This is a genomic window from Pseudomonas sichuanensis (assembly GCF_024749065.1).
GTDB lineage: Bacteria > Pseudomonadota > Gammaproteobacteria > Pseudomonadales > Pseudomonadaceae > Aquipseudomonas > Aquipseudomonas sichuanensis.
Map to the genome: position 1 here is coordinate 4,206,459 of NZ_CP087185.1, position 22,060 is coordinate 4,228,518.

18 protein-coding genes and 1 other RNA gene are annotated in these 22,060 nt (G+C 65.4%); 9 read left to right on the forward strand and 10 right to left on the reverse strand.

Going from position 1 to position 22,060, the window contains the following annotated elements; genetic code table 11:
- The first annotated feature begins 15 nt into the window (after window positions 1-15).
- The 7 genes from LOY51_RS19040 to LOY51_RS19070 all read left to right on the forward strand — a co-directional run bounded on the left by LOY51_RS19040 (window position 16) and on the right by LOY51_RS19070 (window position 7,100).
- Window positions 16-543, forward strand: a complete 528-nt coding sequence (locus tag LOY51_RS19040; protein WP_110994036.1) for a FixH family protein — start codon at window positions 16-18, stop codon at window positions 541-543.
- Between the two features lie 148 nt (window positions 544-691).
- Window positions 692-3,163, forward strand: a complete 2,472-nt coding sequence (locus tag LOY51_RS19045; RefSeq protein ID WP_258642604.1) for a heavy metal translocating P-type ATPase — start codon at window positions 692-694, stop codon at window positions 3,161-3,163.
- The gene (ccoS, locus tag LOY51_RS19050; RefSeq protein WP_110994038.1) at window positions 3,145-3,357 is read left to right on the forward strand and encodes a cbb3-type cytochrome oxidase assembly protein CcoS; all 213 of its coding nucleotides are present in this window, start codon (window positions 3,145-3,147) and stop codon (window positions 3,355-3,357) included. Before LOY51_RS19045 ends, ccoS begins: the two co-directional genes overlap by 19 nt.
- Window positions 3,350-4,033: a sulfite exporter TauE/SafE family protein gene (locus tag LOY51_RS19055; RefSeq protein ID WP_258642607.1), complete on the forward strand. Its 684-nt coding sequence runs from the start codon at window positions 3,350-3,352 to the stop codon at window positions 4,031-4,033. The genes ccoS and LOY51_RS19055 overlap by 8 nt, the downstream gene beginning before the upstream one ends.
- A 159-nt stretch (window positions 4,034-4,192) precedes the next feature.
- Window positions 4,193-5,575 carry an oxygen-independent coproporphyrinogen III oxidase gene (gene hemN / locus LOY51_RS19060; protein WP_125464931.1) on the forward strand — a complete coding sequence of 461 codons (1,383 nt, stop codon included), beginning with the start codon at window positions 4,193-4,195 and terminating at the stop codon, window positions 5,573-5,575.
- Between the two features lie 187 nt (window positions 5,576-5,762).
- Complete coding sequence (fnrA, locus tag LOY51_RS19065) at window positions 5,763-6,497, forward strand: Crp/Fnr family transcriptional regulator FnrA (RefSeq protein ID WP_110991794.1); 735 nt, start codon at window positions 5,763-5,765, stop codon at window positions 6,495-6,497.
- A gap of 54 nt (window positions 6,498-6,551) precedes the next feature.
- Complete coding sequence (locus tag LOY51_RS19070) at window positions 6,552-7,100, forward strand: adenine phosphoribosyltransferase (protein WP_028692867.1); 549 nt, start codon at window positions 6,552-6,554, stop codon at window positions 7,098-7,100.
- Between the two features lie 101 nt (window positions 7,101-7,201).
- Here the strand turns inward: LOY51_RS19070 and recR are convergent, their stop codons facing one another.
- The 3 genes from recR to dnaX all read right to left on the reverse strand — a co-directional run bounded on the left by recR (window position 7,202) and on the right by dnaX (window position 10,353).
- Window positions 7,202-7,804 (reverse strand): recombination mediator RecR, encoded by a 603-nt coding sequence (recR, locus tag LOY51_RS19075; RefSeq protein WP_125464932.1) that lies wholly within the window; start codon window positions 7,802-7,804, stop codon window positions 7,202-7,204.
- 88 nt (window positions 7,805-7,892) lie between these two features.
- Window positions 7,893-8,228, reverse strand: coding sequence for a YbaB/EbfC family nucleoid-associated protein (locus tag LOY51_RS19080; RefSeq protein WP_110991796.1), 336 nt, complete (start codon window positions 8,226-8,228; stop codon window positions 7,893-7,895).
- 64 nt (window positions 8,229-8,292) lie between these two features.
- Window positions 8,293-10,353 (reverse strand): DNA polymerase III subunit gamma/tau, encoded by a 2,061-nt coding sequence (gene dnaX / locus LOY51_RS19085; RefSeq protein ID WP_258642612.1) that lies wholly within the window; start codon window positions 10,351-10,353, stop codon window positions 8,293-8,295.
- Window positions 10,354-10,485: 132 nt separating this feature from the next.
- Between dnaX and LOY51_RS19090 the strand changes: the two genes are divergently transcribed.
- Window positions 10,486-11,253 carry a substrate-binding periplasmic protein gene (locus LOY51_RS19090; protein WP_125859488.1) on the forward strand — a complete coding sequence of 256 codons (768 nt, stop codon included), beginning with the start codon at window positions 10,486-10,488 and terminating at the stop codon, window positions 11,251-11,253.
- On the opposite strand, the gene LOY51_RS19095 is transcribed toward LOY51_RS19090, so the two are convergent.
- A complete protein-coding gene (locus tag LOY51_RS19095; protein WP_125859489.1) occupies window positions 11,250-11,744 on the reverse strand; it encodes a DUF2938 domain-containing protein in 495 nt (164 codons plus the stop codon). The two genes, LOY51_RS19090 and LOY51_RS19095, sit on opposite strands and share 4 nt — an antisense overlap.
- Before the next feature lie 85 nt (window positions 11,745-11,829).
- Here LOY51_RS19095 and LOY51_RS19100 point away from each other — a divergent pair, with 85 nt between their 5' ends.
- On the forward strand, window positions 11,830-12,231 hold the full coding sequence (locus LOY51_RS19100; protein WP_258642614.1) for a helix-turn-helix domain-containing protein: 402 nt from the start codon (window positions 11,830-11,832) through the stop codon (window positions 12,229-12,231).
- A 4-nt stretch (window positions 12,232-12,235) separates the two neighbouring features.
- Here the strand turns inward: LOY51_RS19100 and LOY51_RS19105 are convergent, their stop codons facing one another.
- The 6 genes from LOY51_RS19105 to smc form a co-directional block, all read right to left on the reverse strand.
- Complete coding sequence (locus LOY51_RS19105) at window positions 12,236-14,185, reverse strand: hypothetical protein (protein WP_258642615.1); 1,950 nt, start codon at window positions 14,183-14,185, stop codon at window positions 12,236-12,238.
- A 29-nt stretch (window positions 14,186-14,214) separates the two neighbouring features.
- A complete protein-coding gene (locus LOY51_RS19110; protein ID WP_258642617.1) occupies window positions 14,215-14,610 on the reverse strand; it encodes a hypothetical protein in 396 nt (131 codons plus the stop codon).
- 161 nt (window positions 14,611-14,771) lie between these two features.
- An RNA gene (ffs, locus tag LOY51_RS19115) (signal recognition particle sRNA small type) lies at window positions 14,772-14,868 on the reverse strand.
- 145 nt (window positions 14,869-15,013) lie between these two features.
- Window positions 15,014-17,368: an NAD-dependent DNA ligase LigA gene (ligA, locus tag LOY51_RS19120; RefSeq protein ID WP_258642619.1), complete on the reverse strand. Its 2,355-nt coding sequence runs from the start codon at window positions 17,366-17,368 to the stop codon at window positions 15,014-15,016.
- A 102-nt stretch (window positions 17,369-17,470) separates the two neighbouring features.
- Window positions 17,471-18,364 (reverse strand): cell division protein ZipA, encoded by an 894-nt coding sequence (gene zipA / locus LOY51_RS19125; protein WP_125859494.1) that lies wholly within the window; start codon window positions 18,362-18,364, stop codon window positions 17,471-17,473.
- Window positions 18,365-18,568: 204 nt separating this feature from the next.
- Entirely contained in the window at window positions 18,569-22,057 is a 3,489-nt protein-coding gene (smc, locus tag LOY51_RS19130; RefSeq protein WP_258642621.1) for a chromosome segregation protein SMC, read from the reverse strand.
- Window positions 22,058-22,060: the final 3 nt, after the last annotated feature.

The window sequence follows — 22,060 nt, forward strand, 5'->3', positions numbered from 1 at the left end:
GAGAGAACACAGACAATGCCTGCCGCCACCGCCGCCAGCCCCTGGTACAAGCACCTCTGGCCCTGGATCATCATCGGCATCCTGGCCACCTCGGTATGCCTGAGCCTGACCATGGTCAGCATTGCCGTGCGCAACCCGGACAACCTGGTCAACGACAACTATTACGAAGCCGGCAAGGGCATCAACCGCTCGCTGGACCGTGAACTGCTGGCCCAGACCCTCAACATCAAGGCCAGCATCCACCTGGACGAACTGACCGGTGAAGTGGACGTGCGCCTGACCGGCAACAGCGCCCCGCAGGCGCTGGAACTGAACCTGATTTCACCGACCCAGCCCAACAAGGACCGCAAGGTACAACTGGCACGCACCGAGCCGGGCCGCTATGTCGGCCAGCTGGATGACAAGGTCGACGGCCGGCGCTTCGTCGAGTTGCTCGGCAGCCAGGATGACCATGTGTGGCGGCTGTTCGAAGAGGAGAAGGTCGAGCATGGCGTGACCTTGCAGTTGGGGGATGAGGCCATTCAAGGCGCCGAGCACCACTGACCGAACACCGCGCCCCTTGTGGGAGCGGGTTTACCCGCGAATGCGTCAAACCTGAAGACATCACTGCCTGCTCTGACGCGTTCGCGGGTGAACCCGCTCCCACAGGTACCCTGTCCAGACAGCCGACTTGCGTAAGGCAATGATGTAAATGACCCAACCCACCCCCTGCTACCACTGCGCCCTGCCCGTCCCCGCCGGCAGCCGCTTCACCGCCGTGGTGCTCGGCGAGCCCCGGGCATTCTGTTGCCCGGGGTGCCAGGCAGTGGCCGAGTCCATCGTCGCCGGGGGCCTTGAGCACTATTACCAGCACCGCAGCGACACCAGCGCCAACCCCGAAGCCCTGCCCCGCCAGTTGCAGGACGAACTGGCGCTGTACGACCGCGACGACGTGCAACAGGGCTTCGTGCGCCATGCCGGCGAACTGGCCGAAGCCACCCTGCTGGTCGAAGGCATCAGCTGCGCCGCCTGCGGCTGGCTGATCGAAAAACACCTGCGCACCCTGCCCGGGGTCGCCGAGGCACGGCTGAACCTGTCCAACCACCGCCTGCTGGTCAACTGGGCCGACAGCCAGTTGCCGCTGTCCAGGCTGCTGGCCGAGCTGCGCCGCATCGGCTACGCCGCCCACCCCTACCAGCCGGACCAGGCCGCCGAGCAACTGGCCCGAGAAAACCGCAGCGCCCTGCGTCGCCTGGGCGTGGCCGGGCTGCTGTGGTTCCAGGCAATGATGGCGACCATGGCCACCTGGCCGGAATTCAACATCGACCTGTCCGCCGAGCTGCACACCATCCTGCGCTGGGTCGCGCTGTTCCTCACCACTCCGATCGTGTTCTACAGCTGCGCGCCGTTCTTCAAGGGCGCCGCTCGCGACCTGCGTACCCGCCACCTGACCATGGACGTCTCGGTGTCGCTGGCCATCGCCCTGGCCTACTGCGCCGGGATCTGGACGGCGATCACCGGCAGTGGCGAGCTGTATTTCGACACCGTGGGCATGTTCGCCCTGTTCCTGCTGACCGGGCGCTACCTGGAGCGCCGCGCCCGTGAGCGCACGGCGGCGGCCACGGCGCAACTGGTCAACCTGCTGCCGGCCTCGTGCCTGCGCCTGGCTGCCGACGGCCAGGCCGAACGCATCCTGCTCGGCGAACTGCAGCGCGGCGACCGCGTGCAAGTGCTGCCCGGCGCGGTGATCCCCGCCGACGGCTGCATTATCGAAGGCCGCTCCAGCGTCGACGAATCGCTGCTCACCGGTGAATACCTGCCCTTGGCGCGGCGCACCGGCGACCGGGTCACCGGCGGCACCCTCAACGTCGAAAGCACCCTCACCGTCGAGGTCCAGGCCCTGGGCCAGGACTCACGGCTGTCGGCCATCGTGCGCCTGCTGGAGCGGGCGCAGACCGAAAAACCGCGCCTGGCCGAGATCGCCGACCGTGCCTCGCAATGGTTCCTGCTGTTCACCCTGGTGGCGGCGGCGATCATCGGCCTGGTCTGGTGGCAACTCGATGCCGGGCGGGCGTTCTGGATCGTCCTGGCGATGCTGGTCGCCACCTGTCCCTGCGCCCTGTCGCTGGCCACCCCGACCGCCCTCACCGCCGCCACCGGCACCCTGCACAAGCTTGGCCTGCTGGTGACCCGTGGCCATGTGCTGGAGGGCCTCAACCAGATCGACACGGTGATCTTCGACAAGACCGGCACCCTCACCGAAGGCCGCCTGGCCCTGCGCAGCATCCGCCCGCTGGGGCGCCTGGATGCCGACCGCTGCCTAGCGCTGGCCGCCGCCCTCGAGAACCGCTCCGAACACCCCATCGCTCGCGCCTTCGGCCGCGCTGCCCGGCCGGCCGAGGCGGTCAACGCAGTGCCTGGGCTGGGCCTGGAGGGTGAGGTGGACGGCCAGCGCCTGCGCATCGGCCAGGCCACCTTCGTCTGCGCCCTGAGTGGCGCCGAAGTGCCTGGCGTACCCGAACCACGCGGCCAGTGGCTGCTGCTGGGCGATCGCCAGGGCCCGCTGGCCTGGTTCGGCCTGGATGACCGCCTGCGCGACGATGCCGCCGACCTGGTGGCCGCCTGTAAGGCCCGTGGCTGGCAGACCCTGCTGCTGTCCGGCGACAGCTCGCCTATGGTTGCCGAGGTGGCCGCGACGCTTGGCATCGACCAGGCCGTCGGCGGCCTGCGCCCGGACGACAAGCTCGCACGTCTGAAACAGCTCCAGGCCGAAGGGCGCAAGGTGCTGATGCTGGGTGACGGGGTGAACGATGTGCCGGTCCTGGCCGCTGCCGATATCAGCATCGCCATGGGCAGCGCCACCGACCTTGCCAAGACCAGCGCCGACGCCGTGCTGCTGTCCAACAACCTGCACGCATTGGTGCAAGCCTTTGCCCTGGCCCGGCGGACCCGCCGCAACATTGTCGAGAACCTGCTCTGGGCGACCCTGTACAATGGCCTCATGTTGCCGTTCGCCGCACTCGGCTGGATCACCCCGGTCTGGGCGGCGATCGGCATGTCGGTCAGCTCGCTGATCGTCGTGCTCAACGCCTTGCGCCTGACCCGGCTGCCAACGGCAGTGGGCGTACCGGTGAACGCGCCACCGTCACTTGGAAGGAAAACCCTATGCCCGCCCTCTACGTGATGATCCCCGCCGCCCTGCTGCTGGTCGGGGTGGCCGTGTACATCTTCTTCTGGGCGGTGGACAGCGGCCAGTACGACGACCTTGAAGGCCCGGCCCACAGCATCCTGTTCGACGACCAGGACCCGCGCCACCAGGCTGCGGTCAAACACGACGAACAACCTCCTGAAGACAAGGACGCCAAACCGAGTGCCTGAACTGATCCCCCTGCTCGGCTCGGCCCTGGTCCTCGGCCTGCTCGGTGGCGGCCACTGCCTGGGGATGTGCGGCGGCCTGATGGGCGCCTTGACCCTGGCCATCCCGCCGGAGCAGCGCAACCGGCGCCTGCGCCTGTTGCTGGCCTACAACCTCGGACGCATCCTCAGCTACGCCGCGGCCGGCCTGCTGTTGGGCCTGGCCGGCGTGGCCCTGGCCAGCAGCCCGCTGGCGCTCGGGCTGCGGGTGGTCGCGGCGCTGCTACTGATCGCCATGGGCCTGTACCTGGCCGGGTGGTGGAGCGGCCTGACACGCATTGAAGCGCTCGGGCGCGGCCTGTGGCGCCATATACAACCGCTGGCCACACGGCTGCTGCCGGTGTCCAGCCTGCCCCGCGCCCTGTTGCTCGGCGCCTTGTGGGGCTGGCTGCCGTGCGGGCTGGTGTACAGCACCCTGCTGTGGGCGGCCAGCCAGGGTGATGCGCTGCACAGCGGGGCATTGATGCTGGCGTTCGGGCTGGGCACCTGGCCGGTGTTGCTGGCCACGGGGTTGGCGGCGGAGCGTGTGGGCAGCGTGCTGCGCAAGCGCGGGGTGCGCATGGCGGGTGGCGTGCTGGTGATCCTCTTTGGCCTGTGGACGCTGCCTGGGCCTCACCAGCACTGGCTCATGGGGCATTGACAGGGAATCGCGGGGCAAGCCCGCTCCCACGCCGTCTCCTCAGCTATGTGGGAGCGGGCTTGCCCCGCGATCGGCTGGCCTGCTTGATGCAAATCAACACCCTACACCCCATGCAGCCCTAGACTCCGGACACTGCTGCTCTATCCGGGGACTGCCCACATGCTCGACGACCTACGCTGGGACGCCGACCTGATCCGTCGTTACGATCTGGCCGGGCCACGCTACACCTCCTACCCTACCGCCGTGCAACTGCATGGCGAAGTGGGCTCGTTCGACCTGCTCCACGCCCTGCGCGAGAGCCGTCGGGCCACGCGCCCGCTGTCGCTGTACGTGCACGTGCCGTTCTGCGCCAACATCTGCTACTACTGCGCATGCAACAAGGTCATCACCAAGGACCGCGGCCGCGCCGCGCCCTACCTGCAGCGCCTGGAACAGGAAATCCAGCTGGTCGCCTGCCACCTGGACCCCAAGCAGCGCGTCGAGCAGCTGCACTTCGGCGGCGGCACCCCGACCTTCCTCAGCCATGTGGAACTGCGCCAGCTGATGGCGACCCTGCGCCAGCACTTCAACCTGCTGGACGATGACTCCGGTGACTACGGCATCGAGATCGACCCGCGCGAGGCCGACTGGTCGACCATGGGGCTGCTGCGCGAGCTGGGCTTCAACCGCGTCAGCCTCGGCGTGCAGGACCTCGACCCGGCGGTGCAGCGAGCGGTCAACCGCCTGCAGAGCCTGGAACAGACCCGCACCCTGATCGAAGCGGCGCGCACCCTGCAGTTCCGCTCGATCAACCTCGACCTGATCTACGGCCTGCCCAAGCAGACCCCGGAAGGGTTCGCCCGCACTGTCGAAGAAGTGATCCGCCTGCAACCCGATCGCCTGTCGGTGTTCAACTACGCCCACCTGCCCGAGCGTTTCATGCCGCAGCGGCGCATCGACAGCAACGACCTGCCGGCCCCCGCGGCCAAACTGGAGATGCTGCACGCCACCATCGACCAGTTGACCGCCGCCGGCTATCGCTACATCGGCATGGACCATTTCGCCCTGCCCGACGACGAACTGGCCATCGCCCAGGAAGAAGGCACCCTGCAGCGCAACTTCCAGGGTTACACCACCCATGGCCATTGCGACCTGATCGGCCTGGGGGTCTCGGCCATCAGCCAGATCGGCGACCTGTACTGCCAGAACAGCAGCGACCTCAACACCTACCAGGACACCCTGTCCACCGCTCAACTGGCCACCCAGCGCGGCCTGCTGTGCAACCAGGACGACCGCCTGCGGCGGGCAGTGATCCAGCAACTGATCTGCCATTTCGAGCTGGACTTCGAGCAGATCGAACGGCAATTCACCATTGATTTTCGCGGTTACTTCAACGAAGTCTGGCCGCAATTGCACGCCATGCAGCGCGACGGCCTGATCAGCCTCGACAGCAAAGGCATCCGCATCCTGCCTGCCGGCCGTCTGCTGGCGCGCTCGGTGTGCATGGTCTTCGACGCTTACCTCGCGCAACAGAATCGCCAGCGTTTCTCACGGGTGATCTGAGGCGATTGAGGCGTTTCACCGCATGGACAGCCCGCCTTCAGGGGCACACTATGGACAGTCGAAAGGTACCGGAAACATCCACTCCGGGCCGCCGCCAGCACGCACCAAACGAGTGCATGCTGGCCTCCAGCCTATGCCGTGGGTTACCCTTACGGCTTATGTGTGCTTTCCCACAAGGATCGAAGAAATGTCCGAGCCAGTAAAACTGCGCCCACACAACCAGGCCCACTGCAAGGATTGCAGCCTGGCCCCCCTGTGCCTGCCCCTGTCCCTCAACCTCGAGGACATGGATGCACTGGATGAAATCGTCAAACGCGGCCGCCCACTGAAAAAAGGCGAATTCCTGTTCCGCCAAGGTGACAATTTCGGCTCGGTTTACGCAGTCCGCTCCGGCGCCCTCAAGACCTTCAGCCTCAGCGACGCCGGCGAAGAACAGATCACCGGCTTCCACCTGCCCAGCGAGCTGGTCGGCCTGTCCGGCATGGACACCGAGGCCTATCCGGTGTCGGCCCAGGCCCAGGAAACCACCTCGGTGTGCGAGATCCCCTTCGAACGCCTGGATGAGCTTTCGGTACAACTGCCGCAACTGCGCCGCCAGCTGATGCGAGTGATGAGCCGTGAGATCCGCGACGACCAGCAGATGATGCTGCTGCTGTCGAAGAAAACCGCCGACGAGCGCATCGCCACCTTCCTGGTCAACCTGTCCGCGCGCTTCCGCGCCCGTGGCTACTCGGCCAACCAGTTCCGCCTGAGCATGTCGCGCAACGAGATCGGCAACTACCTGGGCCTGGCCGTGGAAACCGTCTCGCGGGTATTCACCCGCTTCCAGCAGAACGGCCTGCTCAAGGCCGAGGGCAAGGAAGTGCATATCCTCGACCCGATCCAGCTGTGTGCGCTGGCCGGTGGTGCAATGGAGGCCTGACAAAGGCCGGATGCGGGTATACTGGCGCCTTGGTTTTTCCAGGATACCCGCACCATGCACAGCGACACTTTCGACCTCAAAGCCCTGATTCGCCCGGTAGTGGACTTCCCCAAACCGGGGGTCATCTTCCGCGATATCACCCCGTTGTTCCAATCGCCGCGTGGGCTGCGCTACGTCGCTGACCAGTTCATCGAGCGCTATGTCGAGGCCGAGTTCAGCCATATCGGTGCCATGGATGCGCGGGGCTTCCTGATCGGCTCGATCATCGCCCACCAGTTGAACAAGCCGCTGATCCTGTTCCGCAAGCAAGGCAAGCTGCCGGCCGACGTGCTGTCGGAGGGTTACCAGACCGAGTACGGCGAAGCCTTCCTGGAAGTGCATGCCGACAGCCTGTGCGAAGGGGATTCGGTGCTGATCTTCGATGACCTGATCGCCACCGGTGGCACCCTGCTGGCGGCAGCCAACCTGGTGCGCCGCACCGGGGCACAGGTGTTCGAGGCCGCAGCGATCATCGATTTGCCAGAGCTGGAAGGCTCGCGCCGGCTGCAGGCGGCCGGGGTGCCGACCTTCTGCCTGACCGAGTTCTCGCTCAGCGAATACTGAAAGCAGCTGCAAGCTGCAAGCTGCAAGCTGCAAGCTGCAAGTAAAAGCAAGTCGATGCAGAACCTATTTTGCTTGCCGCTTGGAGCTTGGAGCTTGGAGCTTCAAAGCGAAATCGGCCTGCGCCCGGCAAACGCATGGGCCAAGGTCCCGCCATCCACCAGCTCCAGTTCGCCACCCAGCGGTACGCCATGGGCGATACGCGTGGTGCTCAAGCCCTTTTCGGCCAGCAGCTGGGCGATGTAGTGGGCCGTCGCCTCCCCTTCCACCGTGGGGTTGGTCGCCAGGATCACTTCACTGAAAGTGCCCTGCTCTTCGATGCGCGCCATGAGCTGCGGAATACCGATCGCATCCGGCCCCAGGCCATCGAGCGGCGACAGGTGCCCCTTGAGCACGAAGTAACGGCCGCGATAGCCGGCCTGCTCCACTGCAAACATATCCATCGGCCCTTCGACCACGCACAGCTGGCTGTCATCACGGCGCGGGTCGGCGCACTGCGGGCACAGCTCCTGCTCGGTCAGGGTCCGGCACTGGCGGCAATGGCCAACGCCGTCCATGGCCTGGCTCAGGGCCTGGGCCAGGCGCGTACCGCCACTGCGGTCGCGTTCGAGCAGTTGCAGGGCCATGCGCTGGGCGGTTTTCTGGCCGACACCGGGCAGAATGCGCAGGGCGTCGATCAGTTGGCGGATCAGGGGGCTGAAGCTCATGTATGCGGGCCTGCCAGTTCAGGAAACAGAATGAACAAGGGAGCAACGACCGCCTGGCCGTTGCTCCCCCGGGGTAACGCGACGCCGATCAGAACGGCATCTTGAAGCCAGGCGGCAGCTGCATGCCGGCAGTCATGCCACCCATCTTCTCCTGGCTGCTCTGCTCGATCTTGCGCACGGCATCGTTGAGCGCGGCGGCGATCAGGTCTTCGAGCACTTCCTTGTCGTCGGCGTCAGCCGACATCAGGCTGTCATCGATGCTGACGCGCTTGACGTCGTGGCGACCGGTCATCACCACGCTGACCAGGCCACCACCGGACTGGCCGGTGACTTCGGCGTTAGCCAGTTCTTCCTGCATCTTCTGCATCTTTTCCTGCATCTGCTGGGCCTGCTTCATCAGGCCGGCCATGCCACCTTTCATCATGGGGGTATACCTCGATTGGTTCATGTAATGCGGCCGCGCACAGGGCCGGCCGCATGGTTATCCGTTATTGGCCCTGGCTGGCCAGGGCATCCACAGGCTCAATAGTATCCTGGCGCACCGTCGCGCCGAACTGCTGGATCATCTGCTGGATCAATGGATCCTGCTCGATCGACAGCACCGCGTCATGCTGGCGTTCGGCGCGCTTGCGGGACGCGGCCTGGGCCGGGGTTTCCTGTTCCGGGCGTATCAGTTCGATCTTGAGCCGGATGTCGCGCCCCAGCTGCTGGTTGAGCGCATCGTTGAGGCGGCGCTGTTGCGTGCTGTTGAACAACGCCCCCTGGCCCGGGTCCAGGTGCAGCAGCCAGTCGTCGCCATCGGCGGCGATCAAGGTACAGTTCGCGGCGATGTTGCCTGTCATACCCGAGACAGGCAACTGTGGGAATAATTCCAGCCATTGCAGGGCCAGACCTGTGGCAGGCCGAGCGGCCGGCAGAGGTTCGGGCGCCTTTGCGGGCTGGTCTTCCTGCACATGCTCGGCCAGTTCATCGAGGTAACTGAAGCCCGCCGGGTCGCTGTCCGCGACATAGTAGTCTTCGTCCGCCGGTGGCTCATCGTCGCGGTCCATGCCCGCCGGGTTGTACGCAGACGGATCGAAGGGTGGCTCGTCGTAGTCCGGCTGGCTGCTGGCGGTCTCGGCAACGGGCGCCTCGACCACCACAGGCTCGGGCTGCGGCGCGGCCACGACAGGCACAGGCGGTGCGGCGGGCTCTTCCCAGGGCAGGTCGATCACTGCCTCGACCGGTTCAGGCTCGGGTTCAGGCTCGGGTGCCGGGGCTGGCTCTGGCTGCGCGGCAGGCGCTTCAACCACGGCCTCGGCGACGACAGGCGCCTCTACCGGGGCCTGAACAGCGGCTGGCGCGACAACAGGTTCAACGGGCGCTGCGACGGCAACTGCCGCAGCTGCCACCGGTGGGGCCGGATCAGCTGTGGCCTGGCTGATCCCCACCGGCTTTAGTACCGGTTTCGGTGCATCGTCGCTGTCGGCCGGGCGGAACGCCAGCATGCGCAGCAGGACCATTTCGAAGCCGCCACGCGGGTCGGGCGCCAGCGGCAGGTCGCGACGACCGATCAGGCCCATCTGGTAGTAGAACTGTACGTCCTCGGCGGGCAGTGCCTGGGCCAGCGCCAGCACCCGATCACGGTCGCCCTGGCCGTTGTCGACCGCCTCGGGCAACGCCTGGGCGATGGCCACACGGTGAAGCACGTTGAGCATTTCCGAGAGCACGCCGTTCCAGTCAGGCCCCTGCTCGGCAAGGTGGCGCACCGCTTCCAGCAATGCCCTGGCATCGCCGTCGAGCAGTGCCTGCAGCACACCGTACACCTGGCCGTGGTCAAGCGTGCCGAGCATTGCCCGCACATCAGCCGCCAGCACCTTGCCTTCGCCAAAGGCGATGGCCTGGTCGGTCAGGCTCATGGCGTCGCGCATCGAGCCGTCGGCAGCGCGGCCCAGCAGCCACAGGGCGTCGTCTTCGAACGGCACGTTCTCGGCGCCCAGCACATGGCTGAGGTGCTCGACCACCCGCTCCGGGCTCATGTTCTTCAGCGAGAACTGCAGGCAGCGCGACAGGATGGTTGCCGGCAGCTTCTGCGGGTCGGTGGTGGCAAGGATGAACTTGACGTAGGGCGGCGGCTCTTCCAGCGTCTTCAACAAGGCGTTGAAGGAGTGGGTCGAGAGCATGTGCACTTCGTCGATCAGGTAGACCTTGAAGCGCCCGCGGCTGGGGGCGTACTGCACGTTGTCGAGCAGCTCGCGGGTATCCTCGACCTTGGTGCGGCTGGCGGCGTCGATCTCGATCAGGTCGACGAAGCGGCCTTCGTCGATCTCGCGGCACACCGAGCAGGTCCCGCAGGGCGTGGAGGTGATGCCGGTTTCGCAGTTCAGGCACTTGGCGATGATCCGCGCGATGGTGGTCTTGCCCACCCCACGGGTGCCGGTGAACAGGTACGCATGGTGCAGGCGCTGGTTGTCCAGGGCGTTGATCAAAGCCTTGAGCACATGGGTCTGGCCGACCATTTCGCGGAACGAGCGCGGACGCCATTTACGTGCAAGAACCTGATAACTCATCAAAAAACCATCGTGACCGGAGCGGGCGGAAAGAGCGCTAATGCTAGCGGAGCGAGGGGGAAATTGCACCCTGCGGATCTCGTCTAAGCTCAGCAGCAGGCATAGCTCCGGGCTGATCAGGGAGGATGAGACGTGCGGCGAGCCTTGGTCCTCCTGTGGTTATGCAGTGCATACAGCCTGGCCGAGCCGCCAGTTTTGCGCTTTTCCGTGGCCGAGAGCTGGAGCATGCCGCTGATGCGCATCGAGCAGGGGCAGCCGGTGGAGGGCATTCTGTTCGAGCTGATGCAGGCTGCGGCCCGCGAAGCGGGGGTACGGGCGCAGTACCATGTGATGGCCCGGCTGCGATTGCAGGAGGCCATGGAGAACGGCGACATCGACGTGCGCTGTTATGTCTCCACCCAATGGCTGACCAGCCGCCCCGGCGATTACCTGTGGAGCATCCCGCTCATCGAGCAGCGCGACCTGCTGGTCGGCCGCCCCGGCGACAGCGCCACTAGCGCCGACGCCCTCCCCCCACAGGCGCTGGGCACCGTGCTGGGCTACAGCTACCCCACCCTCGCCCCACTATTTGCCCGCGGCCAGTTGCAGCGCGAAGACAGCCGCAATCAGGAGCTGGCCCTGCAAAAGCTGCTGGCCGGGCGCTATCGGCATGCCGTGAGCAACCAGCTGTCGCTGCAATGGTTCAACCGTGGGCTGCCGGCGGCTAAGCAACTGCGTGGGCTGGCGGTGCTGGAAGAACAGGCGCTGAGCTGCATGGTGCGCAACGATCCGGCGCTACCGACACAGGCGGTGCTCAGGGCGTTTGTGAGGCTCAAGCAATCCGGAGAGGTCGAGCGAATCATCGAGCGTTACACCCAAGCGCTGCCCGCGCCACCTGTCGCCGACAGCAAAGATCTCTAGCCTACGAGCCACAGCACACCGAGCGCGGCCAGGTACAGACCGCTGCCAAACACACAATGCGTTGCCAGGCTGCGCAAGCAACTCTTCAGCGGCGCTGGCGTATTGGCGGCAAAGTACCCCGCGCCCAGTGCCGGCTGTATCACGCACAGCGGCACCAGCACCGAGACAACTCCGAACGACAACGCTGGGAGCAGCGATGGCTGACCCAGCCACGCCTCCCCGGCCAGCGCGATCAGCAGGCCGGCAAACAGCAGCCCGGTGGCATAGTGCAGCACCCAACCCCACGCCAGCTCACCGCGAACCGGTGCGGCCTTGCCGATCGCTGCGTGCCGCCAGCGCCCCTCCAGCAGATGCCCCGCCCAGCGGCCGACCATGGCGTAGTTCAGGGTCGTAACGCCCAGGCGCCTGAGCAGCAGCGTCCACAGGTCCATCACCAGCGTGGCGCCGATGCCGATGAACAGGACGGAGGAAATCAATGAGGAGACGGTCATGGCGAAGGCCCTGGGCAGATTGACGGAAATGGTCCTTGCCGAGCAGCATGCAAGTTGAAGTCAACTTCAAGTCAAGGGGCCCAAGATGGATATTGCCGATGTCGCCAGGCGCAGTGGTGTGCCGGCTTCGACCTTGCGCTACTACGCCAACAAGGGCCTGCTCACGGCATTGTCCGGCCGGGGTCAGCGCCGTCAGTTCCCGGCCGACACGCCCGAGCGCCTGGCGTTGATCGCCCTGGGCCAGGCGGCCGGGTTTTCGCTGGATGAGGTGGCGGCGATGCTGGCCGAGCAGCAGGTCGACCGGCAATTGCTGCTGGCCAAGGCCGACGAGATCGACCAGCGGATCAAGCGCCTGCAGGCGATGAGCAAGGGGTTGCGCCATGCGGCGGTGTGCCCCGAGGAGCATCACCTGCAGTGCCCGACCTTCCAGCGCTTGATGAAGGTGTCCGCCAGCCAGGGCAGGCCCGCCCGAGCGCCGCGCAAGTGAGCCTTCAGTAGCCGTGCAGTTCGCGGAACGGCTGGCCCTTGTGGTAAGTGATCCACTCTTGCACGTCATAGGGCAGGTAAAGCTGGCGCCGCGCCCGCGACAACGCGATGTACACGGCACAGATACGCGCATCGAAAGCGTAGGCATCCCTGAAGCGGTTGGTGGTCATCAGCTCGGGCGTGAGCAGTACATGGTCGAACTCAAGGCCCCCGGCCTCCTCGGCCATCATCAGCAAGAGGCTGGCCCGCTGCTCGGCGACCCGCGCCGCCAGGGTGGTCAGGTCGGCGAGCTTGTAGCCGTCCTGCAACCGCGCCTCGACCCACAGGAACGACTCGTCGAAGCGCTCGGCATCGCGCACCTGCTGCCAGTCGAGCATGTGCGCAAAGTGCGGGTGCGGCCCTTCGGCGTCCTGCACCGGGCCGTGGATTGCCGCCCGGAACAGGCCGACCGCAGTGGCCATGAAGCGCCGCATATCGGGCCAGTCGGGGAATTTCAGCAGGCAACCGGTCTCGGCCAGTTCCATGGCCCAGCGCATGCTGTCCCAGCGCGAGGCGGTCAGCACCACGCAGCCTTCGGGTGGAATGAAGCCCTGGGGGAACAGCTCGATACCGACATCCACGTTGCGCGCCGCCTCGAAGGCCACTTTCGACTTTTGTGAATGCACGTCGATCAACGGGTTGATCAGGCGCTCGACCTTTGGCCCGGAGCGAACGGCGAAGGCGATATCCTTCTGGCGCACCTGGCGCTCACGCCGCACCACGGCACCGGAGGCCTTCTGGTATTCGTCACCCAGGGTGATCAGCACCTGCCGCCCGCGCTCGATGACCTGCAACAGCGAGCCCGGCACGTCCTGGCTCTCATCGATGATCACGTGGCTGAAGCGAGTGGGCACACTGCAGCCGCCCAGGCTGGCACGCTTGATCAGCAGCAGCGCTTCGAAGCCGGTCTGCGCCCCCCAGGCCGGGTGCGACTCCAGGTAGCGCCACAGCCGGCTGGCGTACTCGAGCAGAACCTGGGCATCGACGCCCGACAGCGCCTGCCGGAAGAATGGCAAATGGCGATTCGACAGGCTGTAGTCACGCGACTCGCAATAGCTGTGCAGCACTTCGAGGCAGATATCCAGGGCATGCTCGGCGTCGTACTGGCGCAGCCCGACGATGCCAAGCTCCTGCGCCAGCTTGAGCTTGCCTGGGCCTCGCGCCGCGGCCCTGCCGTTGGCCGGCTGCGCATCCTTGAGCAGGGCCTTGGCGAACTGGCCGAAGGTCATGCCGACCTTGGCCTGCGGATCCCGCCCCATGCGCTGGCGCAGGGTGCCAAGCTTGGCCGGTGTGCGTGCCAGGGCCAGCACCCGGCCGCGTGGCAGGCAATCCATCAGCGCGCCAAGCAGGTAGCTCTTGCCGATGCCAGCGTAGCCCTGGACATGGATGTCTTCGTCGAGGTTGGCGCGGATGACCTTGAGCAGCTTGTCCTGCTCGACGGTCAGCCAGCGCTCGTTGTCGAAACCGGTCACCACCTGCTGGCTGAAGGGGTTGTCGGCTTGCTGCCGACGGAGCCTGAAGTCGAAATCCCACTTGCCGTCGGCCAGCAGGTAATCGCCCCCCTGCACCTCTTCGTCGGTGAGCAGGCGCAACTTCGACGCCTTGATCACCTCGAGGCCGAAATACAGCTTGCGCGCATCGAACAGCCGGAGCGCTTCCGACAGCAGGCTCACGTCCGGCGAATGGGGGCCATCGACGGACCAGGCCAGCAATTTGCCCAGCACCTTCTCCGCCGCCGGCGCATCGAGCTTGCCCTGGGCCTGGGCAAGGTTCTGGATCACCAGCAAGGCCGCCAGCTCAGGGTCGCTCAGCGCGTCCAGGGCGGGCACGCCTTCGGCCTGCAGCAACCCCTGGCAGCGCTCCAGGGTGATGGGCAGGAAGACGGGGCAAGAGAAATTGAAATGTTCAGGCTGCATGTGCGCTCAATGTCCAGGCAAAGGCTGATTCAGGGCGTGTTGGCATCCGGTGCCTGGCCAACCAGCAGTTCGAACTGGTATGCACCCAGTGAACCCGCCATGCCGCCAGGGTGGCGGGCACCCGGCTGAGGCTCATCGAGCACGCCATCGAGTTCGTGCAGTGCCAGCTCCAGCAACTTGCGCAGGTCACGCACGCTGCCTGCCGATAGATTCAAATGAAGTTCGAGCAGGGCCTGGGCCGCGGCAACAGGCGCTGGCGGCGTTGCCTCTGCGAGTATGCGCTCGTGTTCCTCTTCCATCTGGTCGAGCACCTGCGACAGCTCAAGCACCCGCTCGGGGCTGGCGGCCATCTGGTCCTTGATCTCCAGGCGGCGCATTTGCCATTCCCGGATCTTGTGACGGGTGAGGTCGTCGACATGTTCCACGGTCGCTATCTCCTGGCCGAACGGACTGACACGCTGGGTGCATGATAAGGCGCCACGCACGATTGTGCAGGGGTAAAGGCTTGCGCGGGCGCAAAGAGAGGGTACAGGCGGGGTACGAAAGGTGCGCGAAGCGAAAATGCCTGCGCCCAAAATGGAGGCGGCCCCACCAGCCACACCCCGGCACTCAATGTCCCCGCCTTGGCTGCTTCCTTCCGGACCTGACCAGGTAAACGGGTAATCAATGCGGGGGGACCGATGGGGCCACCACGACGGCTCGCCAAGTGACGAGCCGCGCCATTGTACCGTTCTGCGCTGAAGTTACAACCTTTGCTTGAGAAAAAACCATCATTTCTCAAGGACTTGTGGTTGCTTGTTCGCGGGGCAAGCCCGCTCCCACGGGCGGTTAGAGGTTAATGCCCTGCCCGGCCATGAAGGCCACGAACTGTTCCTCGTCCAGCACCTTGACCCCCAGCTCACCGGCCTTGGCCAGCTTCGAGCCGGCACCGGGGCCGGCGACCACGCAGTGGGTCTTGCCAGAAACCGAGCCCGACACTTTCGCCCCCAGGCTTTCCAGCTTCTCCTTGGCGACATCCCGGCTCATGCGCTCCAGCGTACCGGTAAGCACCCAGGTCTGGCCGGCCAGGGGCAGGCCCTCGGCGGTTTTCTTCTCGCAGGACCAGTGCATGCCGAATTCGAGCAACTGGGCTTCGATGGCCCGGGCCAACTGCTGGTTGGCTTCCACCTTGAAGAACTCGCGCACACCCTCGGCCTGTTTGGTATTCAACGCCTGACGCAAATCGATGCCGTCGGCGGCGATGATCTTGTCCAGCGTGCCCAGCTTGTCCACCAACTTCTCGGCACCGGTCGGGCCGACCGAAGGGATGTCGAGCTTGGCCAGCATCCCGGCCAGGGTGGTGCAGGCGGCGAACTCGGCGGCGAGCTCGCCCTCGTCCTGCAACTGCATGCCACTGGCCAGCAATTGCTCGATCACTTCGCGGTTGTGCTCGGCCTCGAAGAAGTTGTGGATCTCGTAGGCCACTTCCAGGCCAATGTCCGGCAGGTAGGTGAGCACCTGGGGCAGCGCCACCTGTACCCGCGCCAGGCTGCCCAGCGAACGGGCCAACACCTTGGCGGTCTCCTCGCCGACATCGGGGATGCCCAGGGCAAAGATGAAGCGCGCCAGGGGCGGACGCTTGCTGGCCTCGATGGCTTCGAGCAATTTGCGGCTGGACACCTCGGCGAAGCCTTCCAGCGCGACCACTTGCTCGAACTCAAGCTTATAAAGGTCGGCCGGCGAGCGGATGAGGCCTTCGTCGACCAGTTGTTCGACGCTCTTCTCGCCCAGGCCGTCGATGTCCATGGCCCGGCGCGACACATAGTGGATGATCGCCTGCTTGAGCTGGGCTGCGCAGCTCAAGCGGCCGACACAGCGGTACACCGCGCCTTCGCTGGTGGTCGCCTTGCCCTTGCTGCGCTTGACCAGCTGCGTGCGCTCGACCTGCGAGCCGCACACCGGGCAGGCGCTGGGCACCTGCACCGGCCGGGCATCGGCCGGGCGACGCTCGGCCACCACTTGCATCACCTGCGGGATCACGTCGCCGGCACGGCGGATGATGACCGTGTCGCCGATGCACAGGCCAAGACGGGCGACTTCATCCATGTTGTGCAGGGTGGCATTGGACACGGTAACCCCGGCCACCTTGACCGGTTTCAACCGCGCCACGGGCGTTACCGCGCCGGTACGGCCGACCTGAAACTCGACGTCGAGCACCTCGGTGAGCTCTTCCATGGCCGGGAACTTGTGGGCGATCGCCCAACGCGGTTCACGGGCACGGAAACCCAGCTCGCGCTGCGCGGCCAGGCTGTTGACCTTGAACACCACCCCGTCGATCTCGTAGGGCAGGCTATTGCGCCGCTCGCCGATATCCCGGTAGTAAGCCAGGCACTCTTCGATGCCAGCCGCGTGCCGCAGCTCGCGGCTGATGGGCAGGCCCCAGCCCCTGAGCTTCTCGAGAATGCCGATATGGCTGTCACCGAAAGGCTCCGACACCTGGCCGACGCCATAGCAGCAGAACTCCAGCGGGCGGCTGGCGGTGATCTTCGAGTCCAGTTGGCGCAGGCTGCCGGCGGCAGCGTTGCGCGGGTTGGCGAAGGTCTTGCCACCGGCTTCGGCCTGGGCAGCGTTGAGCCGGTCGAAACCAGCCTTGCTCATGTACACCTCGCCACGCACCTCCAGCACTGCCGGCCAGCCCTCGCCCTGCAGCTTGAGCGGAATGTTGCGCACGGTACGCACGTTGGCGCTGATGTCTTCGCCGGTGGTGCCGTCGCCGCGGGTAGCCCCCTGCACCAGCTGGCCGTCGCGATACAGCAAGCTGACCGCCAGGCCGTCGAGCTTGGGTTCGCAGCTGTAATCGACAGCGGCGCGGGCAGCGAACAGATCGCCGCCGGGAAGGTCGAGGCCCTCGACCACGCGACGGTCGAAATCACGCAAATCGTCTTCTTCGAAGGCGTTGCCCAGGCTGAGCATGGGCACTTCGTGGCGCACCTGGCTGAACGCCGCCAGCGCCGCACCGCCTACCCGCTGAGTGGGCGAGTCGGGGGTCACCAGGTGCGGGTGCTCGGCCTCCAGCGCCTTGAGTTCATTGAACAGCCGGTCGTACTCGGCGTCCGGCACACTGGGCTCGTCGAGCACGTAGTAGCGGTGGTTGTGCTGGTCGAGCTCGGCGCGCAGTTCATGGATTCGGGTTTCGGCGTTCATGTTTTCGTCTTCTCGTGCAAAGCAAAAGAGCAGCCCCAGGCTGCTCTTTTGCTTGAATCATCGCGGTGCGGACCGAGGCAAGGGCCGCCCCGCTGGTGTGTGTCAGCGTTTCTGCGTCAGCGCCCGGCGCTCGAACTCGACGATACGCTGGCGGTAGTGCTCGATGGTCTGGGCGGTGAGCACGCTGCGCTGGTCGTCCTTGAGCTCGCCGTTGAGCTCGTGGGACAGCTTGCGCGCGGCGGCGACCATCACGTCGAAGGCCTGCTTGGGGTGGCGCGGGCCAGGCAAGCCAAGGAAGAAGCTCACGGCACGGGTGCTGAAGTGGTCGATGTCGTCCAGGTCGAACACGCCGGGCTTGACCGCGTTGGCCATGGAGAACAGCACCTCGCCGTGGCCAGCCATGCTTTCGTGGCGATGGAAGATGTCCATCTCGCCGAAGCGCAGGCCGCTTTCCAGGATGTTCTGCAACAGGGCCGGGCCCTTGAAGCCGCCTTCATCGCGGGAGATGACGCTGATCACCAGCACTTCTTCCATCGGCGGCAGTTCCCTGGCTGGGGTGCTGGCGCTGCTGGCTGGGGCGCTGTTGCGGCTGCTGTTGTCGACAACCACTTCATCGTCGCTTTCGGCGAACAGGTCGGGCTCGCGCTCGGCGGCGAGATTGAGGTCGCCCTGCTGTGGCTCGCTGTTGCTGCGCTTGCCGCGCTTGGGCTGCTTGGCCGGTTTGGCTTCACGCTCGCGCTCACGCTCACGCGCCGGCGCAGTCAGCGACGGCAGGTCGGTCTCGTCCAGCTCGGGCTCTTTGTGCGTATCCAGCACACGTGAAGGGCCGAGCACTTCGGCACTGCCCTCATCGTCCTGGGCATTGGCGTAGCTACGGTCCAGACGGAATTTCAACTTGCCCTTGCCGCCGCGCATGCGACGCCAGCCGTCGAAAAGAATCCCGGCAATGACAATGACGCCGATGAGGATCAGCCACTCGCGCAGACCGATTTCCATGTAATCCCGTGCCTCTATAAAAAATATGCTTGAAAACAAAGGCTTCAAAGGCCTTTAACACGTGGCGCCAACTCTATGTTCTGACAGGCGTTTTACCCACGCAAAAACAAGTGACGTAAAGCTAGCACGACCAAAGGCAACTTTACACCGTCTGTCGCACCTGCTGCGGATTTTACCTGCTTGATCGCATCCAATCTTCCTTTGTCATGCATCGACCATGGCCAAGGCCTCCTCGACATCCACCGCCACAAGACGTGAACAGCCCGGCTCGTGCATGGTCACCCCCATCAATTGATCGGCCATTTCCATGGCAATCTTGTTGTGGGTGATATAGATGAACTGCACGCTCTCGCTCATTTCCTTCACCAGGCGCGCATAGCGCCCGACGTTGGCGTCGTCCAGCGGTGCATCGACTTCGTCGAGCATGCAGAACGGCGCCGGGTTCAGCTTGAAGATGGCGAACACCAGCGCGAGGGCGGTCAACGCCTTCTCGCCGCCGGACAGCAAATGGATCGTGCTGTTTTTCTTGCCCGGCGGGCGCGCCATGATCGTCACCCCTGTATCGAGTAAATCTTCGCCCGTCAGTTCCAGATAAGCGCTGCCGCCACCGAAAACTTTTGGGAAAAGTGCCTGTAATCCGGCATTTATCTGATCAAAGGTATCCTTGAAGCGGTTGCGGGTTTCCTTGTCGATCTTGCGGATGACGTTTTCCAGGGTCTCCAGCGCTTCGACCAGGTCGGCATTCTGGGCGTCCAGGTAACGCTTGCGCTCGGACTGCTGCTCGTACTCCTCGATGGCCGCCAGGTTGATCGCGCCCAGGCGCTGGATGCGCCCATCGAGCTGCTCCAGTTCCTGTTCGGTGCCCTGCTCGCTGGCGTGTTCATCGAGTGTGGCAAGCACGCCCGGAAGATCGTAGCCGTCGGCCAGCAATTGTTCCTGCAAGGTCTTGCGCCGTACATCCAGGCCCTGGGACTCCAGGCGCTGCTGCTCCAGCTGGCCACGCAACAACTGCGATTGCTGCTCGGCCTGGGTGCGGCGGCGCTCGGCATCGCGCAGTTCGCGGTCGGCTTCGTCCATGTGCAGGCGGGCCTGGCGCATCTCTTCGTCGACGCTCATGCGCCGCTCAAGCAGCTCTTCGAGCTTGAGGCGCAGTTCTTCCTGGGGTGCCTCACCCTCCTCCAGGTTCAGGCTCAGTTGCTCCTGACGCTCGCTTAGGCGCGCGGCCTGTTGTTCCAGCCGTTCGAGGGCCTGGCGGGTGGAGTCGTGCTGGGCGCGCAGCGAGCCCAGGCGCACGGCCAGTTGATGAGCATGGTCCTTGTGCTGGCGGGCTTCCTGGCGGATACGGTCGAGGCCTTCGCGCAGGCTGTCGCGCCGGGCCATCAGTTGCTCGCGCTGCTCGGTGTCCTGGGCCATCAGGTCGAGGGCGTCCTGCAGCAGCAGGCGCGACTCGCCCAACTGCTCGTGTTCCAGGGCGCGCTGTTCCTGCAGCTCAGCCAGTTCTTCGTGCAGACGCTTACGGCGCAGTTCGAGCTGCTCGGCGCGGGCGCGGCCGGCGGACAGGCGCGCTTTGAGCTCGCCATGCTGGCGGCTCTCATCCTGGCTGCGGCGGCGCAGCTGTTCGCGCTGCTCTTCCAGGTCGAGCTGCTGCTCACGCAGGCGCTGCAACTGCTCATCCAACTGTTCCAGCTGCGCCTGCTGCTCCAACTGTTCCTGGCCCAGGCGCTCGATTTCCTGGCCACGGGCCAGCACACCACCCTGGGATTCACCGCCACGGCTGATGCGCAGGAAGTGCTGCCCAACCCAGTAGCCGTCGCGACTGACCAGGCTGTGGCCTTCGGCCAAGGTCGGGCGCAGGGCCAGCGCCTGCTCCAGGCTTTCCACCGGCTTGACCAGGCCAAGCCAGGGCGACAGATCGGTGCGCCCTTCGACCTTGTCGAGCAGGCTGCCGGGAATACTTGTTCCCTTGCCCGCGCTCAGCAGCAAGCGCAGCTCGCCCTGCTCCAGCGCGGCAAATTCGAGGTTGTCGAAGCCTTCCAACAGCACGGCCTGCAGATCGGCACCCAGCACTGTCTCGACCGCCAGTTCCCAGCCGGGCTCGACCCTCAGGCCTTCGGCCAGGCGCGGCTGCTGCTGCAAGCCCTGCCCACGCAACCAGTCGGCGGCGCCAGCGCCCGGCTCCAGCGCAGCTTGCTGCAAGGCTTCCAGGGACGCCAGGCGGCCACCGAGACGCTGCAGGTCGCCTTGCTGTTGCTGCTGCGCCTGGCTGGACTGCTGCAACTGCTCACGCAGCGCCTCGAGCCGCTCGACCACCTGCTGCTCCTGCAGTTGCAGCTCTTCAAGCAACAGTTCGCTGCCGAGCACCTGCTCAGCCAGGTCGAGCATTTCAGCATCTTGCGGGTCGGCGACCAGTTGCTCGTCTTCCTCGCCCAGCTTGCGCTGACGCTCGCCCAGGCGCTCCAGGCTGGTTTCAAGCTGGGCCAGGCGCGCCTGCTGCACTTCTGCCTGGCGACGCGGCTCGGCGGAGCGGGCATTGAAGCTGTCCCACTGTTCCTGCCAGCCGTGCATGCCCAGCTCGGCCTCCTCCAGCGCCGCAGCGGCTTCTTCGGCGGCGGCCAGGGTAAGCTCCTGTTCGGGCTCGAGCATCTGCAACTCTTCACCGAGGGTGGCCAGCAACGTGCGGTCATGGCCCAGGTGCGATTCGGTTTCCAGGCGGGTGCGCTCGGCCTCTTTCAGGTCGTCCTGCAACTGGCGCAGGCGCTGCTGGCCGTGCTGGATACTCTGCTCGACCCGGGCGATATCGCCAGCCACCGAATAGAAGCGGCCCTGCACCTGGTTGAAGCGTTCGGACAATTCGTGATGGCCATCGCGCAGGCGCTCGATGCTGGCATCGGCATTGCGCTGCTCGGCCACCAGGGCCTCGAAGGCGATTTCCTGGTCACCGATGACGCTTTCGCGCTGGCGCACGCGATCATCCAGATCGCGCCAGCGCAGGGCCGCCAGGCGCGCCTTGAGCTGGCGCTCCTGGGCCTTGTATTCACGGTATTTTTCGGCGGCCTGGGCCTGGCGGTGCAGGCGTTCGAGCTGGCGCTCCAGCTCTTCGCGCAGGTCGGTCAGGCGGGCCAGGTTTTCCTGGGTGCGACGGATACGGTTCTCGGTTTCGCGGCGGCGCTCCTTGTACTTGGAGATGCCGGCCGCTTCTTCGATGAAGTTGCGCAGTTCTTCAGGCTTGGCTTCGATCAGCTTGGAGATCATGCCCTGCTCGATGATCGAGTAACTGCGCGGGCCCAGGCCTGTACCGAGGAAAATGTCGGTGATATCGCGGCGGCGGCACTTGGTACCGTTCAGGTAATAAGTGTTCTGCGCGTCGCGGGTGACCTTGCGCCGGATCGAAATCTCGGCGTACGCGGCGTACTCGCCCACCAGGGTGTTGTCGCTGTTGTCGAACACCAGTTCGATGCTGGCCTGGCTGACCGGCTTGCGGCTGGTGGAGCCGTTGAAGATGACGTCGGTCATCGACTCGCCGCGCAGGTTCTTCGCCGAGCTCTCGCCCATCACCCAGCGCACCGCGTCGATGATGTTGGACTTGCCGCAGCCGTTGGGGCCGACCACGGCCGCCATATTGCTGGGGAAGTTGACCGTGGTCGGGTCGACGAACGACTTGAAACCGGCCAGGCGAATGCACTTCAGGCGCATCGG

Coding starts and splice junctions, on each gene's coding strand:
- zipA (WP_125859494.1), bottom strand. CDS start 18,364: ATGGAAATCGGTCTGCGCGAGTGGCTGATCCTCATCGGCGTCATTGTC.
- hemN (WP_125464931.1), top strand. CDS start 4,193: ATGCTCGACGACCTACGCTGGGACGCCGACCTGATCCGTCGTTACGAT.
- smc (WP_258642621.1), bottom strand. CDS start 22,057: ATGCGCCTGAAGTGCATTCGCCTGGCCGGTTTCAAGTCGTTCGTCGAC.
- recR (WP_125464932.1), bottom strand. CDS start 7,804: ATGAGCTTCAGCCCCCTGATCCGCCAACTGATCGACGCCCTGCGCATT.
- LOY51_RS19105 (WP_258642615.1), bottom strand. CDS start 14,185: ATGCAGCCTGAACATTTCAATTTCTCTTGCCCCGTCTTCCTGCCCATC.
- LOY51_RS19070 (WP_028692867.1), top strand. CDS start 6,552: ATGCACAGCGACACTTTCGACCTCAAAGCCCTGATTCGCCCGGTAGTG.
- ccoS (WP_110994038.1), top strand. CDS start 3,145: ATGCCCGCCCTCTACGTGATGATCCCCGCCGCCCTGCTGCTGGTCGGG.
- LOY51_RS19095 (WP_125859489.1), bottom strand. CDS start 11,744: ATGACCGTCTCCTCATTGATTTCCTCCGTCCTGTTCATCGGCATCGGC.
- LOY51_RS19080 (WP_110991796.1), bottom strand. CDS start 8,228: ATGATGAAAGGTGGCATGGCCGGCCTGATGAAGCAGGCCCAGCAGATG.
- LOY51_RS19040 (WP_110994036.1), top strand. CDS start 16: ATGCCTGCCGCCACCGCCGCCAGCCCCTGGTACAAGCACCTCTGGCCC.
- LOY51_RS19045 (WP_258642604.1), top strand. CDS start 692: ATGACCCAACCCACCCCCTGCTACCACTGCGCCCTGCCCGTCCCCGCC.
- ligA (WP_258642619.1), bottom strand. CDS start 17,368: ATGAACGCCGAAACCCGAATCCATGAACTGCGCGCCGAGCTCGACCAG.
- LOY51_RS19100 (WP_258642614.1), top strand. CDS start 11,830: ATGGATATTGCCGATGTCGCCAGGCGCAGTGGTGTGCCGGCTTCGACC.
- dnaX (WP_258642612.1), bottom strand. CDS start 10,353: ATGAGTTATCAGGTTCTTGCACGTAAATGGCGTCCGCGCTCGTTCCGC.
- fnrA (WP_110991794.1), top strand. CDS start 5,763: ATGTCCGAGCCAGTAAAACTGCGCCCACACAACCAGGCCCACTGCAAG.